This is a genomic window from Rheinheimera gaetbuli (assembly GCF_054781935.1).
On record NZ_BAAGTL010000002.1, the window covers coordinates 117,411 to 135,589 of the forward strand.

At 49.4% G+C, this 18,179-nt stretch carries 12 protein-coding genes; 3 read left to right on the forward strand and 9 right to left on the reverse strand.

All coding sequences use genetic code 11. From position 1 onward, the window contains the following. Nucleotides 1–154: 154 nt before the first annotated feature. Nucleotides 155–1,444: a mechanosensitive ion channel family protein gene (locus tag ACYVIC_RS03800; protein ID WP_460857416.1), complete on the forward strand. Its 1,290-nt coding sequence runs from the start codon at nt 155–157 to the stop codon at nt 1,442–1,444. A 42-nt stretch (nt 1,445–1,486) separates the two neighbouring features. On the opposite strand, the gene acnA is transcribed toward ACYVIC_RS03800, so the two are convergent. After that, on the reverse strand, nt 1,487–4,201 hold the full coding sequence (acnA, locus tag ACYVIC_RS03805; protein ID WP_460857418.1) for an aconitate hydratase AcnA: 2,715 nt from the start codon (nt 4,199–4,201) through the stop codon (nt 1,487–1,489). Between the two features lie 130 nt (nt 4,202–4,331). Then, a complete protein-coding gene (tyrS, locus tag ACYVIC_RS03810) occupies nt 4,332–5,534 on the reverse strand; it encodes a tyrosine--tRNA ligase (protein ID WP_460857420.1) in 1,203 nt (400 codons plus the stop codon). A gap of 148 nt (nt 5,535–5,682) precedes the next feature. Here tyrS and ACYVIC_RS03815 point away from each other — a divergent pair, with 148 nt between their 5' ends. Next, on the forward strand, nt 5,683–7,032 hold the full coding sequence (locus ACYVIC_RS03815) for a peptidoglycan DD-metalloendopeptidase family protein (RefSeq protein WP_460857421.1): 1,350 nt from the start codon (nt 5,683–5,685) through the stop codon (nt 7,030–7,032). Between the two features lie 54 nt (nt 7,033–7,086). On the opposite strand, the gene ACYVIC_RS03820 is transcribed toward ACYVIC_RS03815, so the two are convergent. The 7 genes from ACYVIC_RS03820 to ACYVIC_RS03850 form a co-directional block, all read right to left on the reverse strand. After that, nucleotides 7,087–8,217 carry a sodium ion-translocating decarboxylase subunit beta gene (locus ACYVIC_RS03820; RefSeq protein ID WP_460857423.1) on the reverse strand — a complete coding sequence of 377 codons (1,131 nt, stop codon included), beginning with the start codon at nt 8,215–8,217 and terminating at the stop codon, nt 7,087–7,089. 21 nt (nt 8,218–8,238) lie between these two features. Next, nucleotides 8,239–10,023 carry a sodium-extruding oxaloacetate decarboxylase subunit alpha gene (gene oadA, locus ACYVIC_RS03825; RefSeq protein WP_460857425.1) on the reverse strand — a complete coding sequence of 595 codons (1,785 nt, stop codon included), beginning with the start codon at nt 10,021–10,023 and terminating at the stop codon, nt 8,239–8,241. A gap of 12 nt (nt 10,024–10,035) precedes the next feature. Then, a complete protein-coding gene (locus ACYVIC_RS03830; RefSeq protein ID WP_460857426.1) occupies nt 10,036–10,275 on the reverse strand; it encodes an OadG family transporter subunit in 240 nt (79 codons plus the stop codon). A gap of 206 nt (nt 10,276–10,481) precedes the next feature. After that, nucleotides 10,482–11,042: a PqiC family protein gene (locus tag ACYVIC_RS03835; protein ID WP_460857429.1), complete on the reverse strand. Its 561-nt coding sequence runs from the start codon at nt 11,040–11,042 to the stop codon at nt 10,482–10,484. Continuing rightward, nucleotides 11,039–12,706: an intermembrane transport protein PqiB gene (pqiB, locus tag ACYVIC_RS03840; protein WP_460857430.1), complete on the reverse strand. Its 1,668-nt coding sequence runs from the start codon at nt 12,704–12,706 to the stop codon at nt 11,039–11,041. The genes ACYVIC_RS03835 and pqiB overlap by 4 nt, the downstream gene beginning before the upstream one ends. Beyond that, nucleotides 12,699–13,991 (reverse strand): PqiA/YebS family transporter subunit, encoded by a 1,293-nt coding sequence (locus ACYVIC_RS03845; RefSeq protein ID WP_460857432.1) that lies wholly within the window; start codon nt 13,989–13,991, stop codon nt 12,699–12,701. The genes pqiB and ACYVIC_RS03845 overlap by 8 nt, the downstream gene beginning before the upstream one ends. A gap of 155 nt (nt 13,992–14,146) precedes the next feature. Next, nucleotides 14,147–15,391 (reverse strand): glycerophosphodiester phosphodiesterase family protein, encoded by a 1,245-nt coding sequence (locus ACYVIC_RS03850; RefSeq protein WP_460857433.1) that lies wholly within the window; start codon nt 15,389–15,391, stop codon nt 14,147–14,149. 227 nt (nt 15,392–15,618) lie between these two features. Between ACYVIC_RS03850 and ACYVIC_RS03855 the strand changes: the two genes are divergently transcribed. Then, nucleotides 15,619–17,901 (forward strand): TonB-dependent receptor domain-containing protein, encoded by a 2,283-nt coding sequence (locus ACYVIC_RS03855; protein WP_460857435.1) that lies wholly within the window; start codon nt 15,619–15,621, stop codon nt 17,899–17,901. Nucleotides 17,902–18,179 lie beyond the last annotated feature (278 nt).

The window sequence follows — 18,179 nt, forward strand, 5'->3', positions numbered from 1 at the left end:
ACCCTCTCAATGTGATATTACTTTGATATCACTTTAGCGCAACTGCAGACAATTGCAACTGTTACACTAAAAATACTGAAAACCACAATCAGCAATGGGCGCAATCGTGCTTTTCTGCTAAGGTAAAACAACAACTTAGTTAATTGAAAAACGTATGCTGGAAAAATTTTTAGCCTGGTCGCAGCAACTTCTCATCCAGTTACAGCAAACCTCACTCTGGTATCAACTGGCGGCTATTGCCGGTTGTGTATTAATGGCAATGTTGATCAACCGCATACTCGGCCAGCGCTTGCGCGATAGTGGTGGGCAGGGCTTGCGCCATGTGGCACTGCGCAGCTCAGACCGTATTTTGCTGCCGTTTAGTCTGGCTGCTTTACTAACAGTCAGCAGCGAATTATTCAGCCTTTATCAGCTTAGCCATAACCTGCTACAGCTATTAATTCCTATTACCCTGGCGCTGGGAGTTATTCGTCTGCTGGTGTATATCCTGCGCAAAGCGTTTTTATCCAGCCCGCTGGTAAAATCGGCAGAGCCGGTTATTGCCGGTACTATCTGGCTGTTAGTGGTATTGCATCTGGCGGGCTGGTTAACACCGCTAATGCAATTGATGGATGCATTGGCGTTTACACTTGGCGACAGCCGCATATCCCTGCTGGGTGCAGTAAAGCTAACACTGGTGATTATTTTGGCCTTTACCCTGGCGCTATGGCTGGCAGAGCTGCTAAACCAGCAATTAAAAAAAGCCAAACATGTCAGCCCCAGCATGCAGGTGGGCTTTAGTAAATTCAGTAAGTTTTTGCTGATTACCATCGCATTTCTAATTGCCTTAAATGCTGTGGGCATTAACCTTAGCTCGTTGGCGGTGTTTGGCGGTGCGCTGGGCGTTGGCCTGGGGTTTGGCTTGCAGCGTATTGCGTCGAATTTTATCAGCGGCTTTATTCTGGTGTTGGATCGCAGTGTTAAACCCGGCGACGTTATTTCCGTGGGTGAAAACTTTGGCTGGGTGCACGAGCTTAAAGCGCGCTATGTGGTGGTGCGTAACCGCGAAGGGGTTGATACACTAATCCCGAACGAAAACCTTATTACCTCAGAAGTAATAAACTGGAGCTATGAAGACCGCAATGTACGGGTAAAAGTGGCTGTGCAAGTAAGCTACGAAGATGACCCGGAACAAGCCATGGCATTGATACTGCAATGCGCCAATAAATCCTCACGGGTACTCAATGAACCGGCGCCAACAGTGATGCTAAAAAGCTTTGCCGACAGCGGCATTGAACTGGAACTGCGGGTATGGATAGCCGACCCGGAATACGGTGCTGACTCGGTAAAATCAGATATTAATGTTGCCATTTGGCGCGCCTTTAAGCAGGCCGGTATTACCATACCTTACCCACAACGCGACCTGCATATTAAATCTGGCACGCTGCCGCCCACATCAGAGTAACGATACAGCAACGCGCCAGCCTTGGCGGTGCGTTGCTGCAGGTTAGGCTTCGCCTATCATCCGGCGCAGCACATAATGCAAAATACCGCCGTGCTGGTAATACGCCAGCTCATTGCCGGTATCTATGCGGCAATGCACATCTACCTCCTGCTTACCGCCATCAGCATAAGTGATAATCAGCTGCAGCTTTTGCCGTGGCTGAATATTATTTAAACCGCGCAGCGTAAAGCTCTCTTCGCCGCTGAGCTGCAGCGTTTTCCTGTCTGTACCCGGCACAAATTGCAATGGTAGCACGCCCATACCAATTAAATTGGAGCGGTGAATACGTTCAAAAGACTCGGCTAACACCGCACGTACCCCCAGCATTAAGGTGCCCTTAGCCGCCCAATCACGCGATGAGCCGGTGCCATACTCTTTACCTGCTACCACGATTAATGGCAGCTCTTGCTGTTGATAGCGCATAGCAGCATCAAAAATCGACATTGTCTCACCAGACGGATAGTGTTGTGTAACACCGCCTTCGCTGCCGGGCAGCATTTCATTGCGAATACGCACATTGGCAAAAGTACCACGCACCATGACTTCATGGTTGCCGCGCCTTGAGCCATATGAATTAAAATCGGCCTTGTCGATACCATGGTCCATCAGATACTGACCAGCAGGGCTGCTTGGCTTAATAGCACCTGCCGGTGAGATATGATCAGTAGTGACTGAATCGCCCAAAATAGCCAGCACCCGGGCATTAATCATATCGCGCACCGGCTTAGGCTTACGGGCAAGACCGCGAAAAAAATCTGGCTGGCGAATATAAGTAGATTCGGGCCAGGCATAGGTTTTTGCCCGCGGCACCTCGATAGCCTGCCAGCTGGCATCACCAACAAATACCTCTGCATATTCGCGGTTAAACATACTGCTTTGTACCTTAGCAACCTCTGCCGCCACCGTTTTGTTATCTGGCCAGATATCTTTCAGGTACACATCGTTGCCTTGCTGATCCTGCCCTATAGGCTCTTTGGTTAAATCGATATCTACTGTGCCAGCCAACGCATAAGCCACCACCAATGGTGGCGATGCCAGCCAGTTGGATTTTACCAGCGGGTGAATACGGCCTTCGAAATTTCGATTGCCCGATAGCACGGCCGATACATTCAAATCAGCTTTGTTTATCGCGTTTTCTACCGGTTTGGCTAACGGGCCGGAGTTACCAATGCAGGTGGTACAACCATAACCTACCAGATGAAAACCCAGCTGTTCCAATGACTGCATCAACCCGGCCTGTTTCAGGTAGCGGGTAACGACTTTAGAGCCCGGCGCCAGCGAGGTTTTTACCCAGGGCTGTCGCTTCAGGCCTTTAGCCACAGCATTTTTTGCCAGTAAGCCGGCAGCCATTAACACACTGGGGTTAGAGGTATTGGTACAAGAGGTAATAGCGGCAATTACAACAGCATGGTTAGACAGTTTTATCCGTGTCCCATTCAGCGTAAAGCCGTTATCAGTGATGGGGGCTTCTGTCTGACCACCACCTTCGTTGAGCAACTCGGCTTCGCGTACCTGCGTTTTCAAGTCCAGCGCTTTAGCATTATCACAGTGCTGTTTTAGTTCAGCCAGGCTTACTCTGTCTTGTGGCCGTTTCGGCCCCGCCAATGAAGGCACCACTGTATTCAGATCTAAGTGCAATGTGTCGGTAAAAATTGGCGTTTCGCCATCTTTTCGCCATAGCCCCTGAGCCTGGCAATAAGCTTTTACTCTGGTGACCAGCGCGTCATCGCGGCCAGTTAGCTTAAGATAATCCAGTGTTACCTGATCCACCGGAAAAAAGCCACAGGTTGCGCCATACTCCGGCGCCATATTGGCAATGGTGGCACGGTCAGCCAACGCCAGTTGATCCAGGCCATCACCGAAGAACTCGACAAATTTACCCACTACGCCATGTTTTCGCAGTATTTGCGTCACGGTCAATACCAAATCAGTGGCAGTGATACCGGCTTGGAGTGCGCCGGTAAACTCAAAGCCGATGACCTCAGGAATAATCATCGAAACCGGTTGGCCCAGCATAGCAGCCTCGGCCTCAATACCTCCAACACCCCAGCCCAAAATACCCAGGGCATTGATCATGGTAGTGTGCGAGTCAGTGCCAACCAGCGTATCCGGATAAGCAAACCAGCCATCGTCTGTTTGCTTAGCCCATACGCTTTGACCTAAATATTCCAGATTTACCTGATGGCAAATGCCAGTACCCGGTGGTACTACGCGAAAATTAGCAAAGGCTTTGGCGCCCCAACGTAAAAATGCATAGCGCTCATGGTTGCGCTGCATTTCAATCTCTACGTTTTCAGTAAAAGCCTGTTCTGTGGCGTAATGATCAACCATTACCGAGTGATCTATCACCAGATCTACCGGTGACAGCGGGTTTACTTTATCCGGATCTTCACCCAGTGCAGCTACTGCTGCACGCATAGCGGCTAAATCAACCACCGCTGGCACGCCGGTAAAATCCTGCATCAGCACCCGCGCTGGCCGAAAGGCAATTTCGCGCTCAGAGCAGCCGGTTTTTTGCCAGTCGACTAATGCCTGAATATCGGCTTCAGTTACGGTGTCACCATCCAGATTGCGTAGCAGATTTTCCAGCAACACTTTTAATGATAACGGTAAGCGACTGATATCACCGAATTGCGCTTGCGCCTTGTTAAGGCTAAAAATACCGTACTGCTGCTTATCGACTGTCAGATTGTCGTCATAAGGATTGGGCGTGGTCATAATATACCTCGTAAAGAATGCTGCGCGTGGCTAGAGTGTAGTTCATAAGCGCAGTGATACGAGGCGTAAGCGGTGAGCGGGGTGACAAAGAAGGTACGCAGCAAGTTGCCACTTACTGCGCTAACACCAATTAAACTAGTGTAATTTTTGCAAACTTACGTTTACCTACCTGATAAATGTCGCTGCTGCCTTTGGCAACTTCCAACCGGGTGTCTTCAACTTTTGTTTCACCATTCAGCTTTACCGCACCTTGTTTAATCATACGGATAGCCTCTGAGGTACTGTCTACCAGGCCGGCTTCCTTCAACAGATTTGCAATCGGCATTGTATCTGCGTCAGCGGTAATCGTCACAACAGAAATATCGTCCGGTAACGCATTTTTGCTAAAGCGCTGGGTAAAATCCTGATGTGCGGCTTCTGCTGCAGCTTCATCATGGAACCTTGCAATAATTTCTTTTGCCAGCAAAATTTTTATATCGCGAGGGTTAGCACCGGCTGCCACTTGCTGTTTTAAACCATTGATTTCTTCAATCGGTTTAAAGCTGAGCAAATCGTAGTAACGCCACATCAGCTCGTCAGAAATCGACATTATCTTGCCGAACATATCGTTTGGTGCGTCAGTAATGCCGACATAGTTGCCCAGCGACTTTGACATCTTCTGCACACCGTCCAGGCCTTCGAGCAATGGCACCATCATGACCGTTTGCGGGCGCTGGCCTTCGTCTTTTTGTAACTCGCGGCCCATTAACAGATTAAAGCGCTGATCGGTGCCGCCCATTTCAACATCCGCTTCCAGCGCGACGGAGTCCCAGCCTTGCACCAGCGGATACAAGAATTCATGAATAGCAATCGACTGATTGTTGGCATAACGCTTTTTAAAGTCGTCACGCTCCAGCATCCGCGCTACCGTCTGACGGGCTGCCAGTTTAATCATACCGGCAGCACCTAACTCATTCATCCACTCAGAGTTAAACGCAACCCGGGTTTTAGCCGGGTCAAGAATTTTAAATACCTGCTCTTTGTAGGTCTCAGCATTGGCCAGCAATTCTTCACGAGTCAGCGGTTTTCGGGTTACGTTTTTCCCCGTTGGGTCACCAATTAAACCGGTAAAATCACCAATGAGAAAAATAACCTCATGGCCTAACTGTTGAAAAGTGCGCAACTTATTAATCAGAACGGTATGGCCTAAATGCAAATCAGGTGCAGTTGGATCAAAGCCGGCCTTTATTTTTAATGGCTTGCCTTGCTTTAGTTTGGTAATAAGCTCTTCTTCTAGCAGAATTTCTTCACAGCCGCGTTTTAATTCAGCTAATGCCTGCTCCCAATCTGCCATTTTTGTCTCCTGATGTGATACCTGATCGTGCAAAGTTTCCGCATTCTATAGCATGTTCAGGCTGGGGGAAACGCACAAAAGTCTGGTATCGGGTAAAAAAACGGTATATGCTCGGATTTTGTGCGTTTGTTGAGCCAAGAGCTGTATTATGCATCAATTCGTCAGAAGAATTCCCAAACAACATAAGGTGCTGATTGCCGCCACCTCAGTTTTGTTAGCTGTTATTTTGCTACTCCCCTCAGAGCAAGCTGCCGCATCTAAAAGTAGCAAAAGTGACAGCCTGGAAATAGGCAAACGCTACAGCCTGGATATTCCGCAGCAAGCAGATGTTTTTACTGAAGCAGAGCAAGCTGTAGCTCAATTGGCCGAGTTACCCGAAGAAGATCTATCGTTAAACTGGCAGGTATTGCAGGTTAAAAAAGGCGATGCGTTATCTGCGCTGTTTAGTCAAGCGGGTGTCAGCCAGCAAACCATGTTGGATATTTTAGCGCTGGGCAAGCAAGCCAAGACACTGACCCGATTATTTCCGGGAGAACAACTGGAGTTTGGCTTAACTGCCGACGGCCAGTTGCAAGAACTGCGCTATGCGCTTAATCATTTAACAACCTTACGTATCAACCGTGATGAAACGGGTAAATTTGTTGCGCAAGAGCTGAAAAAAGAAGTTGAATTGCGCAGCCAGTTTGCCAGCGCTGAAATCCGTAGCAACTTTTGGAGTGCCGGTATCGCCGCAGGTTTAAGCGAAGCACAAATTATGAGCCTGGCAGGCATTTTTGGCTGGGATATCGATTTTGGTTTAGATATTCGTGCCGGTGACAGCTTCAGCGTGCTTTACGAAACCCAATATGTTGACGGCGAATTTATTAGCAATGGTAATATTGTTGCTGCGCAGTTTCAAAATCAAGGCTACCTGTATCAGGCCGTACGCCACAAAGATGGCAACTATTACAAGCCTGATGGTGCCAGTATGCGCCAGGCTTTTTTACGTGCTCCGGTCAGTTTTCAGTATGTTAGTTCAAACTTTAACCCGCGGCGGTTACACCCGGTATTAAAAACAGTGCGGCCACATAATGGCGTTGACTATGCTGCACCTGTCGGTACGCCGATAATGGCAGCGGGCGATGGCCGCGTTATAGCTTCTGCCTATAACAACTTAAACGGCCATTATGTGTTTATTCAGCACGCCAACAACATTGTCACTAAATATTTGCACCTGTCTAAACGCATGGTTGCCAAAGGTGATAAAGTACGGCAGAGCGATGTTATTGGTCGCCTTGGTGGCACGGGCCGTGTTACCGGGCCGCATTTGCACTATGAATTTGTGGTAGATGGCGTACACCGCAATCCAAGAACGGTAAAACTTCCTCAGGCAAACCCGTTAACCGGAGCAGAGCAGCAAGCTTTTGTTGCGCAAGCTGCCCAAACTCTGGCGCAACTACAAACTAAAGAACGGGTGCTGCTAGCAAAAGCATCGGCGGCAGCAACTGCAGCCCCCTAATACTTAAACATAAAAAAACCGCTGAGCTCAGCGGTTTTTTTGCTTAATAACCTATCAGCCAACCAGCGCCAGTAAAATCCCGGCAGCCACTGCCGAGCCTATCACCCCAGCCACATTTGGCCCCATCGCATGCATTAACAGAAAATTATGCGGATTGGCTTCCAGCCCCACTTTGTTAACCACCCGCGCTGCCATCGGTACTGCAGAGACACCAGCCGCACCAATTAACGGGTTAATCGGCTGCTTAGAGAACTTCGACATAATTTTCGCCATAATAATGCCTGATGCAGTGCCTATCGCAAAAGCCACAGCCCCTAACACCAGAATACCCAGCGTTTGCATAGTCAGGAATTTGTCTGCGCTTAAGCGCGAACCTACCGCTAAGCCAAGCATAATGGTAACAATATTGATTAGTTCGTTCTGGGCAGTTTTGCTTAAGCGTTCAACCACACCCGACTCACGCATCAAATTGCCCAGACAAAACATGCCTATAAGCGGCGCCGCGCTCGGTAACAATAAAATTGTCAGCGACAGCACGGCCAGCGGAAAAATAATTTTCTCCTTTTTGCTAACCACCCGCAATTGTACCATTTGGATATTACGTTCAGCTTTAGTGGTTAGTGCGCGCATAATCGGCGGCTGAATAATAGGCACCAACGCCATATAAGAATAGGCCGCTACCGCAATGGCACCAAGTAAGTCCGGCGCCAGCTTAGAGGCGAGAAAAATCGCCGTTGGCCCATCAGCGCCACCAATAATGGCAATAGCCGATGCTTCTTTGAGGGTAAAACTAAGCCCGGGCACCGCGTTTAGTGCAATGGCACCGAGTAAAGTAGCAAAAATACCAAACTGCGCAGCCGCCCCTAAAAACAGCATGCGCGGGTTAGCAATGAGGGCGCCAAAATCAGTCATGGCGCCCACCCCCATAAAAATCAGCAATGGAAAGATACCCGTGCTAATACCTACTTCATAAATCATATATAGCAGGCCACCTGGCTCGCCCATGCCGGCTAGCGGAATATTGGTTAAAATAGCCCCAAAGCCGATGGGCAACAGCAACAACGGCTCAAAGCCGCGCGCTATTGCCAGGTACAAGAGTGAAAAACCAACCAACATCATCACTACCTGGCCAACGCTGAAATTCATCAGTCCGGTAGAGGCTATTAACGTTGTTACTGCGTCCATGAAAATTCCTCAGCGCACGGGCTAGTCAAAGCTAATTAACACATCGCCGGTGCTTACCGCGTCACCGGCTGCCACGTGAATATTGACTACGGTACCATCTGACACTGCCCGTATTTCTGTCTCCATTTTCATCGCTTCCATAATAATCACCACATCCCCCCGCTTCACATCTGCGCCAACTTTAGTGACTATTTTCCAGATATTACCCGCCAGCGGCGCATTTAACGTACCGCTACCGGTAACCGAGGCGCTACCGGGGATATTTTCTGACACGACCGGTTTAACCGAGCTAAGCTCGCCGGTTGGCGCCACTTCCACGTCATATACCTTGCCATCAACCCGCACGCTGTAGCTTGCAGGACCGCTTGGTGCTGGTGTAGCTTTGGCAGGAGCAGCCTTTTTATCATCGCTGCGGATACTCAGTGGCGCAGGTTCAAATGCGGCCGGATTATCGCGGTTTTTCAGGAATTTTAAGCCAACCTGCGGAAACAGCGCATAGGTTAATACATCGTCAAGCTCGGCCTCTGCTAAGCGAATAGCTTCGCTACCAGCAAGGCTGTTAAGCTCGGCCTGCAACTTGTCGAGCTCCGGCTCCAACAAATCTGCCGGGCGGCAGGTAATAGCCTGAGCACCGGCCAACACCCTGGTTTGCAACTCTACATTCATTGGTGCCGGCGTCGCGCCATATTCGCCTTTTAGTACGCCTGCCGTTTCTTTGGTGATACTTTTGTAGCGCTCGCCGGTCAGTACGTTTAATACCGCCTGCGTACCAACAATTTGCGATGTCGGTGTTACCAATGGTAAAAAACCCAAATCTTCGCGCACATGCGGGATTTCTTTTAGTACCGCGTCCAGTTTATCCAGTGCGCCTTGCTCTTTTAACTGGCTTTCCATATTGGTAAGCATGCCACCTGGCACCTGGGCTAACAAAATGCGGGCATCAACGCCCTTTAGTGAACCTTCAAACTGAGCGTATTTTTTTCGTACGTCACGAAAATAAGCTGCAATATCGGCCAGTAACTCCAGATTAAGCCCGGTGTCACGTTCTGTGCCTTCTGCAATAGCTACCATCGTTTCGGTGGCACTGTGGCCATAGGTCATACTCATTGACGAAATAGCGCTGTCAAGCATATCAATGCCGGCGTCTATCGCTTTTTGGTAAGAGGCCACGCTCAAGCCTGTTGTGGCATGACAATGCAATGCTAACGGAATTTTGGTCGCTTCTTTAATACGGGTTACCAACTCTTCGCAAACATAAGGCTTAAGCAGACCGGCCATGTCTTTAATGCAGATAGAATGACAGCCCATATCCTCGAGCTGACGCGCCATATCTACCCACATATCTATGGTATGCACCGGACTTACGGTATAAGAAATAGTGCCCTGGGCATGTGCGCCCACTCTTATTGCCGCCTGCACTGCTGTTTGCAAATTGCGAATATCATTCATTGCATCAAAAATACGGAATACATCTACACCGTTTTTGTGAGCCCGCTCGACAAAGGCTTCTACCACATCGTCGGCATAATGGCGGTAGCCCAGTAAATTCTGACCACGTAGCAGCATTTGCTGTTTGGTGTTTGGCATCGCTTTTTTCAGCTCACGAATGCGATGCCAGGGGTCTTCACCTAAATAGCGGATACAGGCATCAAAAGTGGCGCCCCCCCATGACTCCACAGACCAATAGCCAACCTTGTCAAGCTTGGCTGCTATAGGTAGCATGTCTTCCAATCGCAGCCGGGTGGCCAGCAGCGACTGATGTGCATCACGCAGCACAAGTTCAGTAAGTAATAGTGGCTTGCTCATGCCTGAGTCCTCTTATTGTTGTTGACGGTATTGATGTACTGCCGCGCTAATAGCGGCAATAACTGCCGGCCCCGGACCTGAAACGGAGGTCTCAGTCAGAGCTGGTTTATCTGTCGGTTTTTGTGGGAAATACCGCAGCATTAGCACACTGATAAACTGCACTACCAGCACTAGCAACAGCAAAAAGGCAAATACGGCAATCATACCGATCACCATCAGATTCAGTGCTTCGAATAACAGCTCTGCGACCATAGTTAAAGCTCCTTTAACAACAGACCGGACAACCACCGGTTTACCGTCAGCATAGTTTATGCCACACCTGAATGTATGGATTTAGCATGCTGACTCTGCATTATGCGTAGTTAAAGCAGTTGCTCTAAATAAAACTCAGTGATAACTGATATTAGTATGAACAATTTGCGTACAGCGACACATTACACGTAAAGACATTAAAATGTCTAGCCATCTGTACGTTTTGTATTATCTGGATTTAACAGCTCAGTTGCTATCTGTTGACTTAATAGCTCTATACCGGCCGCTAAAGCCGTTACCAGAGCCGGATAGCCATCAGCACTCAGTGCTACCGCAATATTAAAAGGCTGGCTGTGCTTTTTATTGCTCAACTGATAGCGTCCGCTTAGCACGGCATTGCCTTGCACCGTGCCATAAAAGCGCTCAAGCTGCACCGTTAATACGACTGCGTCAGGCTGAGCACTCAGCTCTGCTTCGTAGGCTGTGGTATTACTAAGAAGATCACGTAACTGACGCTGAACCTGCGCAGCCAGCGGTTCTGCCCACAAATGTTGCCGCGCAATATTCAGTTCAACATCCGACAATTGTAATACCAGCCCCCGGCCATTCAGATAGCTGGCAACTTGAACCGGGGCGACATATAGCACCAACGATTCAGCTGCGGGCTGGCGGCTGTTGTTCACCGCGGGTAGTTGGTAATAATTTAGCCCTGCCGGGCTCGAGCATGCCGCCAACCAACATACCGCCGCCAACATGACACATCTCATTGCTTCGCCCTCTTCGGTTGCGGATCTGCTGGCACTTCAGCATCAAATATCAGTGCATTACTTTGCTGGTTCAGGGTTTGCAGCACCGGTTGCAACTCTCGCATAACTTGATCTAATGCCTGCAGATTATCGTTCATCCGCTCATACACCGGCGCCCCCGGGCTTAACCCTGCTAACATCTGCTGCAACTGCTGTAAGCTTTGTTGCAACTCTGCAGGTAATGTTTGTACCTGTTCGCTTCCGAGCAATGCATTAAACTGCGTTACCATACCACTGAGCTGCACCATGGTTTGCTGCGCGCTAAGCATCGTTTGTTCGCCTTGTTGCAGTAACTGCTCCACTGGTAAATTGTTAATTTTATCCAGCGCCAACAGCACTTTTTGTTCGATATTGCTCAGGCCGCTACGTGAGGTGGGTAACATGGGATAGCCGGCACTCTGACTCAATGCCCGTTGCTGAGCTTGTAATACTGCGCGCTCTATATCGGCACTATACTCCTGCAGCAGGTCTAAATCGATGTACAGCGCACCGGTTAGCAGGTTGCCGGTCTTTAATGACGCGTGCATGCCTTTGGCAACAGCCGTTTCCAGCTCTTGCTGCAGTTGGTTCAGGCTAAGGTTTTCATACAAACGGCCGGTTTCAATCCGGATTAGCACCGGAATACCTTGCTGCAATGACACTTCAAACGGTTTATCTATGGCAAAGAAAAACGGGACGCTGGCGACAGTACCTACCCGTACACCACGATATTCCACCGGCGCTCCGGCTTTCAGACCACGTACAGACTCATCAAAAAACAGCAGATACTCAACAAACTCGCTGTACATGCCGTCCTGAATGCTTTGCTGATCAGGAAATAACTGAAATTCAGTTCCGTCTGCCACGGGCTTGCCAGCAGGCCAACCTTGCATCAGATCAAAACTGACGCCACCTGTCAGCAAGGTCGCAGCAGAGCCAACATCCACTTTCAGGCCCTCAGCAGACAGATTAACGGCAAAACCACTGCTGCGCCAAAAGCGCACGTTTTCAGTCACCATCACATCAAAAGGCTCGCGAATATACAATTGATAATGGGTACGGCGTTGCGACAAGTCAAATTCACTATGCTCGACACTGCCAACATCATAGCCGCGATATAGTACCGGGTCACCGATAGCCAAACCCGCACTATCGTTGGTGCTTAACATCACGCGGATCCCCGGTGCATCGGCAGGCGCCACCGGCGGCGTATCCAGCAGACGAAATTCTAGCTGCTGTTGTTTATCATCACCCGGTTGCAACTCAATATACACGCCCGACAGCAGAGTATTAAGCCCGGTAATACCGCCACGGCCAATTTGCGGTTTTACAATCCAAAACTGTGAGTCAGTGTTTAACAGCGGCGCAGCGCTGGGCTTCATTCGTACTTTAATGATCACATGCTGCAAGTTGTCACTCAACTCGACAGATACCACCTGACCTACATCGACACTGCGGTTTTTGATGGCGGTTTTACCGGCCACTATGCCTTCAGCATCACTGGCCAGTAAGGTAAGTAAGGCGCCCTGTTGCTGATAATGGTTGTACAGCATCCACATACCAATCAATACTGCCGCCAATGGTACCACCCAGATCGGTGACCATTGCCGGATCGGACGCACCTTTGCACTTGCTTGTTCAGCCAACTTGGTTTTCCTTCTCAGATAATGGGTCCCACAGTAACCGCGGGTCGAAACTCAATGCGGCCAACATTGTTAAAATTACCACTATGGCAAACACCAGCGCACCTACGCCGGGGTAGACGCTCATTAGTAAATCAAACCTCACCAGCGCAGCCATTATGGCTACAACCAAGACATCGACCATCGACCAGCGCCCAACCCAGTCTACCAAACGGAAAATTTGGGTAGACGATTGCCGCCGCTGCGACAATGGCAAGCGGGTCAAATAACACAGCCAAAACATAATAAAAATTTTCACTACCGGCACGATGACACTGGCCAGCAAGATAATAAGTGCGACCGGATAAGCGCCATCTTGCCACATCAAAATAAGGCCACTGACAATGGTTGAATCTATTACCTCGCCAAAAGATACCGTGCGCATAATTGGCATCAGGTTGGCCGGGATATACAACACAGTAGCAGCCAGCAGCAATGCCAGCGTATTTTGTACGCTGCCTTTCTGGCGCAAATACACTTTTGTATGACAACGGCTGCAATGAGTTTGCGTAACCGGCACCAAAGCCGTACAGACTTTGCACAGTTTTAAGTTTTGCGCCAACCCGGTTTTGCCGGCATGCGCTGCCACCTGAGGCACCGGACACGGTGCAATACGCGACCACAGTTCACGTCGGTCGATCACCTGAAACGCACGCAAATGTAACAGACAAAATAAACAAAACGCCCAAAAACTCGGACCCAGCGAAATATCAGCATCGGCCACCAGTTTGACAAAACTGATGATCAGCCCCATCAGGAAAATATCTACCATGCTCCAGGGCTTTAACATATACAGCACCCGCGCTACCCACACCCGGGCGGGCAATTTGTACAACATGCCCAGTTTCAGGTAGATAATCGCCAGCATACAAGCGGCAGGCACAGCCTGAATAAACAGCCAAACCAACAGCGCCAGCCATTGCTGATGTTGGGCAAATAGTACCGAAGAGGTGTCAAAAAAACTCATCTGGTTACTATTACCAGCAGCATACATACTGACAAACGGAAACAGATTGGCCAACAGCAACATAAACAACGCCGAACCGGCAAACAGCACCGGGCGCACTACCGCGTCGGGATGGCGGGCGTCGAGATAATTACCACACCGCAAGCAGCCGGCTTCCTCACCAGGCGCTAACTCAGGTAAGTGCTGCACCAGATCACAATGCCGGCATAGCACCAATTCTGTTGGTAAAACCCGGGCATGTGATGCCGGTACTATAGCGGATGTGGTCTGCAGGGTTGTCACGATTCAGGCTTACCTGTATTCGCCGAGACCATTAACCTTAGTAAGGTTCAATGAACACAGGCTGATTGGAAACACGGTGTTTGCAGTGCCAATTTATAGCATAATCACAGCCACTTAGCGAAGCAGCCTTAACCGCTTTCTTCACTTGCCCTATGTCAGGGAGAAAGATGTCTATCCGGACGCAGCATACAATTGGCATAAAAGGTGGTAGTTGCCGGCCAATCAGAAAATACGCCGATAACACCAATATCACGCGCCAACACGTCAAGTAATTGCAACACTGCTGCGTCATCTTTTGCCAGTGTGGGCAATGACTGATAGTACCAATCTGTGCCGTTTGCCAGCGGCGCTGAGCGCTCCAGACTCCAGGCAATAATATTAAGCCCGGCACGGCGCGCAGCCATGGCATAGGCTGACGGCACTATGGCGCCATCTTGTTCGGTCACCAAAACCCACAAGGGTGGAGCAATAATATTCAGCCCGGCCGCTTTAAGCTCTGCCATCGACGGCTGCCAACTGTCTGGCTGCATCGCGTCAAACTCCGCTTGTTCATAGCGGCCATCAAGCCACACGGCCTGCCGCCCATACTCGCTCTCGTGTTTCAGCCAATATATTATGTCCTGCCAATTGAAAGACTGCAGATAGACTTGAGACGGCGCCACGCCAGCGGCTTTATAGTCGTCTACCAGCTGCTGCGCATAGTGTTGCTGGGTATAATTGCCCTGATATGGCATGGCCACCTCGGGCTGCTTTAACTCTGGCGTCATCTTTAGCCCAGCCCCGGCAAACAGCTGTATCGACTGACGATGTGTCATCGGCGTCGCGCACTGGTTATATAAGTTAGTGCGCCAGTCTGGCGTGCCTTGCACATATTGCTCTGCTGTCTGAGCCGCGCTATTTACGCCATCCATACGGGCACACAGGCTATTGAACTCTGCCAGACTAATATCACTGGTGCAGCATTGTGCACTGGCTTCAGCTTCTGCGGTGGCAGAACGAAACGGTTGGCGACATTTGGCCGCCAACTCCGGACGTAACAAAATGTCAGTAGTCTGGTGCAAATCGCACTGCGCATGGCGGCACACCAGTTGTTTGTCAGCCGTGAAGGTTACATCGCACTCGGCAATACCCGCACCCATGCCAATAGCAGCCTGGTAAGACTGCATGCTGTGCTCAGGAAACATCAACGGTGCTCCGCGATGCGCAATAGAAAAATCGCTGCGGTAAAAGGGGCCGTTAGCACAACTTTGTAGTTGCTGCTTTAATGCCCCCTCAGGTAATGCCTGCACCAAATACAATGGCCTTGGCCCAAGCTGAACAGCACTATCGGCCAAAACCGGCGCCGCCAGTAATACCGTTAATACAACAACAGCCCTTCGCATCATGTTGCATACCATCATCTTCATTATCCTGCCTGAAAACCCAAGCCTCAGCGTGACAGCTAATTATGACAACACCATGAATGTCATAAAACCAACATCAAAAACGCATAAAACTTAAATCTAAATTACACATTAATTAAACATTTGTTGCGCAAAATAAGCCGCCGTCGGGACTGCTCCGACCATAACAACGACAACATAACAACAACGATATCTACGACACGTATATTGTCAGGAGAATTAAAGTGCCTAAGCTAAAAATAAATGCCATTACCCTAGCGATTACCGCCTTTGCCAGCAGCATGCTGCATGCTGAAGAAATGCAGCAAATAGCAGAGCAAGAAGTGGAAGTGCTGTCAGTTGTCGGTAAGAGAGTAAGTTATGCCAACAACACGACAGACAACAACATGCAGCATCTGAATGCGCCTATCGCTAACGTGCTGGATTTAGTTAATAACCTGCCAGGTGTCAATGTTGGTCAGGGCGATGCCTTTGGCAGTGATGACTACACCACCACTATCAGTATGCGCGGCTTTGTGATTGACCGTGCCGACCAGCAGCTGGGCATAACTATAGACGGCGTGCCAAACGGCGGTTCAGCCTATGCCGGTGGCAGCAAAGCCAACCGTTATATGGACAGTGAAAATACCCGTTATGTTGAAGTGGGTCAGGGCGCATCTGATATCGCCTCCGCTTCTTTAGACGCTTTAGGTGGTACGCTAAACTTTGTTTCCGCCAACCCGGATATGCAACGCGGCGCCAAAGTAGGTATATCTAACGGCAGCCATAACGCCCGGCGTTATTTCGCCCGTTACGATACCGGTGAAGTGTTAGGCAACACTACAGCCTATTTCAGCTTGTCTGACAGCTATAACAGCCGCTGGATTGGCAGTGGCAGCAATGGCTATAGCGACCGCATTCACTTTGAAGCAAAAAGCATTACAGAACTGGATAGCGCCCGTATTACCGCACGTTTGTCTTACGATGATGCGCATGAAGACAACTATGACTACCGCTCACTTGAGCAGTTTAAACAAAACCCACGCTGGGATGGCTTAACAAACGCCTGGACCGGGAACCCGGATATCGATCAGAATTTTGCCGAAGCCTGGTCAACGTTACGGGAAAACACCCTGCTATATGTCAAAGCAGAGTTTGACCTGAGTGACAGTATTGAGATGGATGTTACGCCTTATCTGCATCTGCAAAATGGCCGTGGCGACTGGTTACCGCCATATCAGGTTTATGCCACTGACGCGGCAGGCAATCTGATCAGCAAAGGTAATGGCACAACTCGCACTACTTATAATTATGTCGACGCCAACGGCCAGCCAATCCTGGACAGCAATGCTGACATCTCAGGTGCCACCCGCGTAGCATCTTATCGCCATACCCACTATGACAAACAACGCTTTGGTGTAACAGCCAACCTTAACTGGACGTTAGACAATCAGTTAATCCGTGCAGGTATCTGGCTGGAGCAACAAGATCGCAGCCAGATCCGTGACTGGCACAAAGTATTGGATCCTAAGGTATATCACTACTTCGATGAAACGCCATACTGGGTACAGTTTGATGATGATTACAAACACGATGTTATCAAGTTTTACCTACAGGACACCTTAACCTTTGGTGATCTGCAGCTGGTGTTAGGTGTACAACAATATTTGATTGATATCGAACGTACAGACAACTTCAACCCAACAAACAATGGCAAACTCGATAGTGATTCAGACTTACTGCCAAGCCTTGGTCTGGTGTACCGTCTGAACGAAAAGCTAGAGTTGTTTGCCGGTTATGCAGAGAACTTTAAGGCTATCCCAGACACCATTTTGAACACAGCGGGTCAGGAATTTGCTGAGTTAGAGGCAGAAACAGCAGACAACTTTGATCTCGGTGTACGTTACTTTGGTGACAGTGTTAATCTGTCTGCTACCTATTACAAAGTTAAGTTCAATAACCGTATTACGCTGTTGGCCTATTCTGAGATTGATGATTTGCCCGACTACCTTACTGAGTTAGATGGTACCTTTGTAAACGTTGGCGGTGTGAAATCTGATGGTCTGGAAACCAGCCTGGAATGGCGTTTTTCACCTAATTTTAGCCTGACATCATCACTCACACTAAACAACGCTGAGTACAGCGAAACCATCAATGGCTATCGAGCCGGCGACAAAGTGGCGGCTATACCAGAACAAATGCTGGTTGCAGCACTAAACTATAACGACGGCAGCTACCGTGCCGGTATTAGTGGTAAATATACAGCTAATTACTATGGTGCGGCGAAACGCACCGAGGTCAATGGCACTAATGTTTGGAACCGTGACAGCATTCCTTCTTCTACTATCTGGAATGCCTATTTCGGCTATCGCCATGAGATGTCTAACAGTGATATGTTCCGCTCTGTTGATTTGGCGCTGACTATAAATAATGTTACAGACCAAACCTATATTACCGGCGGTCAGGAAGGTGCGTATTTATTAGGCGCAGGCCGCACTGCAAGCTTTACCGTTAGTTTGGGCTTCTAAACCCTCCAAAGCTAAGTCAGGGGCGCTATACAGCGCCCTTTTTATTTGGTCCCAGCAAATTGGTCGAACCTACGGAGCTTCTCACCCGCCTGCGTCAGTTTACGTCAAATCAGAATGAAAAAACCCGCTATGGCGTTAGCCGTAGCGGGTTCTTCGTATATGGTGGACGCAGGAGGATTGCAGGCGGCTATCCTGCCGCCTGCCCTTCGGGCCAGCTAACGCTGTGCCAATTTGCTCCCGGCAAATTGGTCGAACCTGCGGAGCTTCTCACCCGCCTG

Coding starts and splice junctions, on each gene's coding strand:
- oadA (WP_460857425.1), bottom strand. CDS start 10,023: ATGAGCAAGCCACTATTACTTACTGAACTTGTGCTGCGTGATGCACAT.
- tyrS (WP_460857420.1), bottom strand. CDS start 5,534: ATGGCAGATTGGGAGCAGGCATTAGCTGAATTAAAACGCGGCTGTGAA.
- acnA (WP_460857418.1), bottom strand. CDS start 4,201: ATGACCACGCCCAATCCTTATGACGACAATCTGACAGTCGATAAGCAG.
- ACYVIC_RS03850 (WP_460857433.1), bottom strand. CDS start 15,391: ATGATGGTATGCAACATGATGCGAAGGGCTGTTGTTGTATTAACGGTA.
- ACYVIC_RS03815 (WP_460857421.1), top strand. CDS start 5,683: ATGCATCAATTCGTCAGAAGAATTCCCAAACAACATAAGGTGCTGATT.
- ACYVIC_RS03800 (WP_460857416.1), top strand. CDS start 155: ATGCTGGAAAAATTTTTAGCCTGGTCGCAGCAACTTCTCATCCAGTTA.
- ACYVIC_RS03830 (WP_460857426.1), bottom strand. CDS start 10,275: ATGGTCGCAGAGCTGTTATTCGAAGCACTGAATCTGATGGTGATCGGT.
- ACYVIC_RS03835 (WP_460857429.1), bottom strand. CDS start 11,042: ATGAGATGTGTCATGTTGGCGGCGGTATGTTGGTTGGCGGCATGCTCG.
- ACYVIC_RS03820 (WP_460857423.1), bottom strand. CDS start 8,217: ATGGACGCAGTAACAACGTTAATAGCCTCTACCGGACTGATGAATTTC.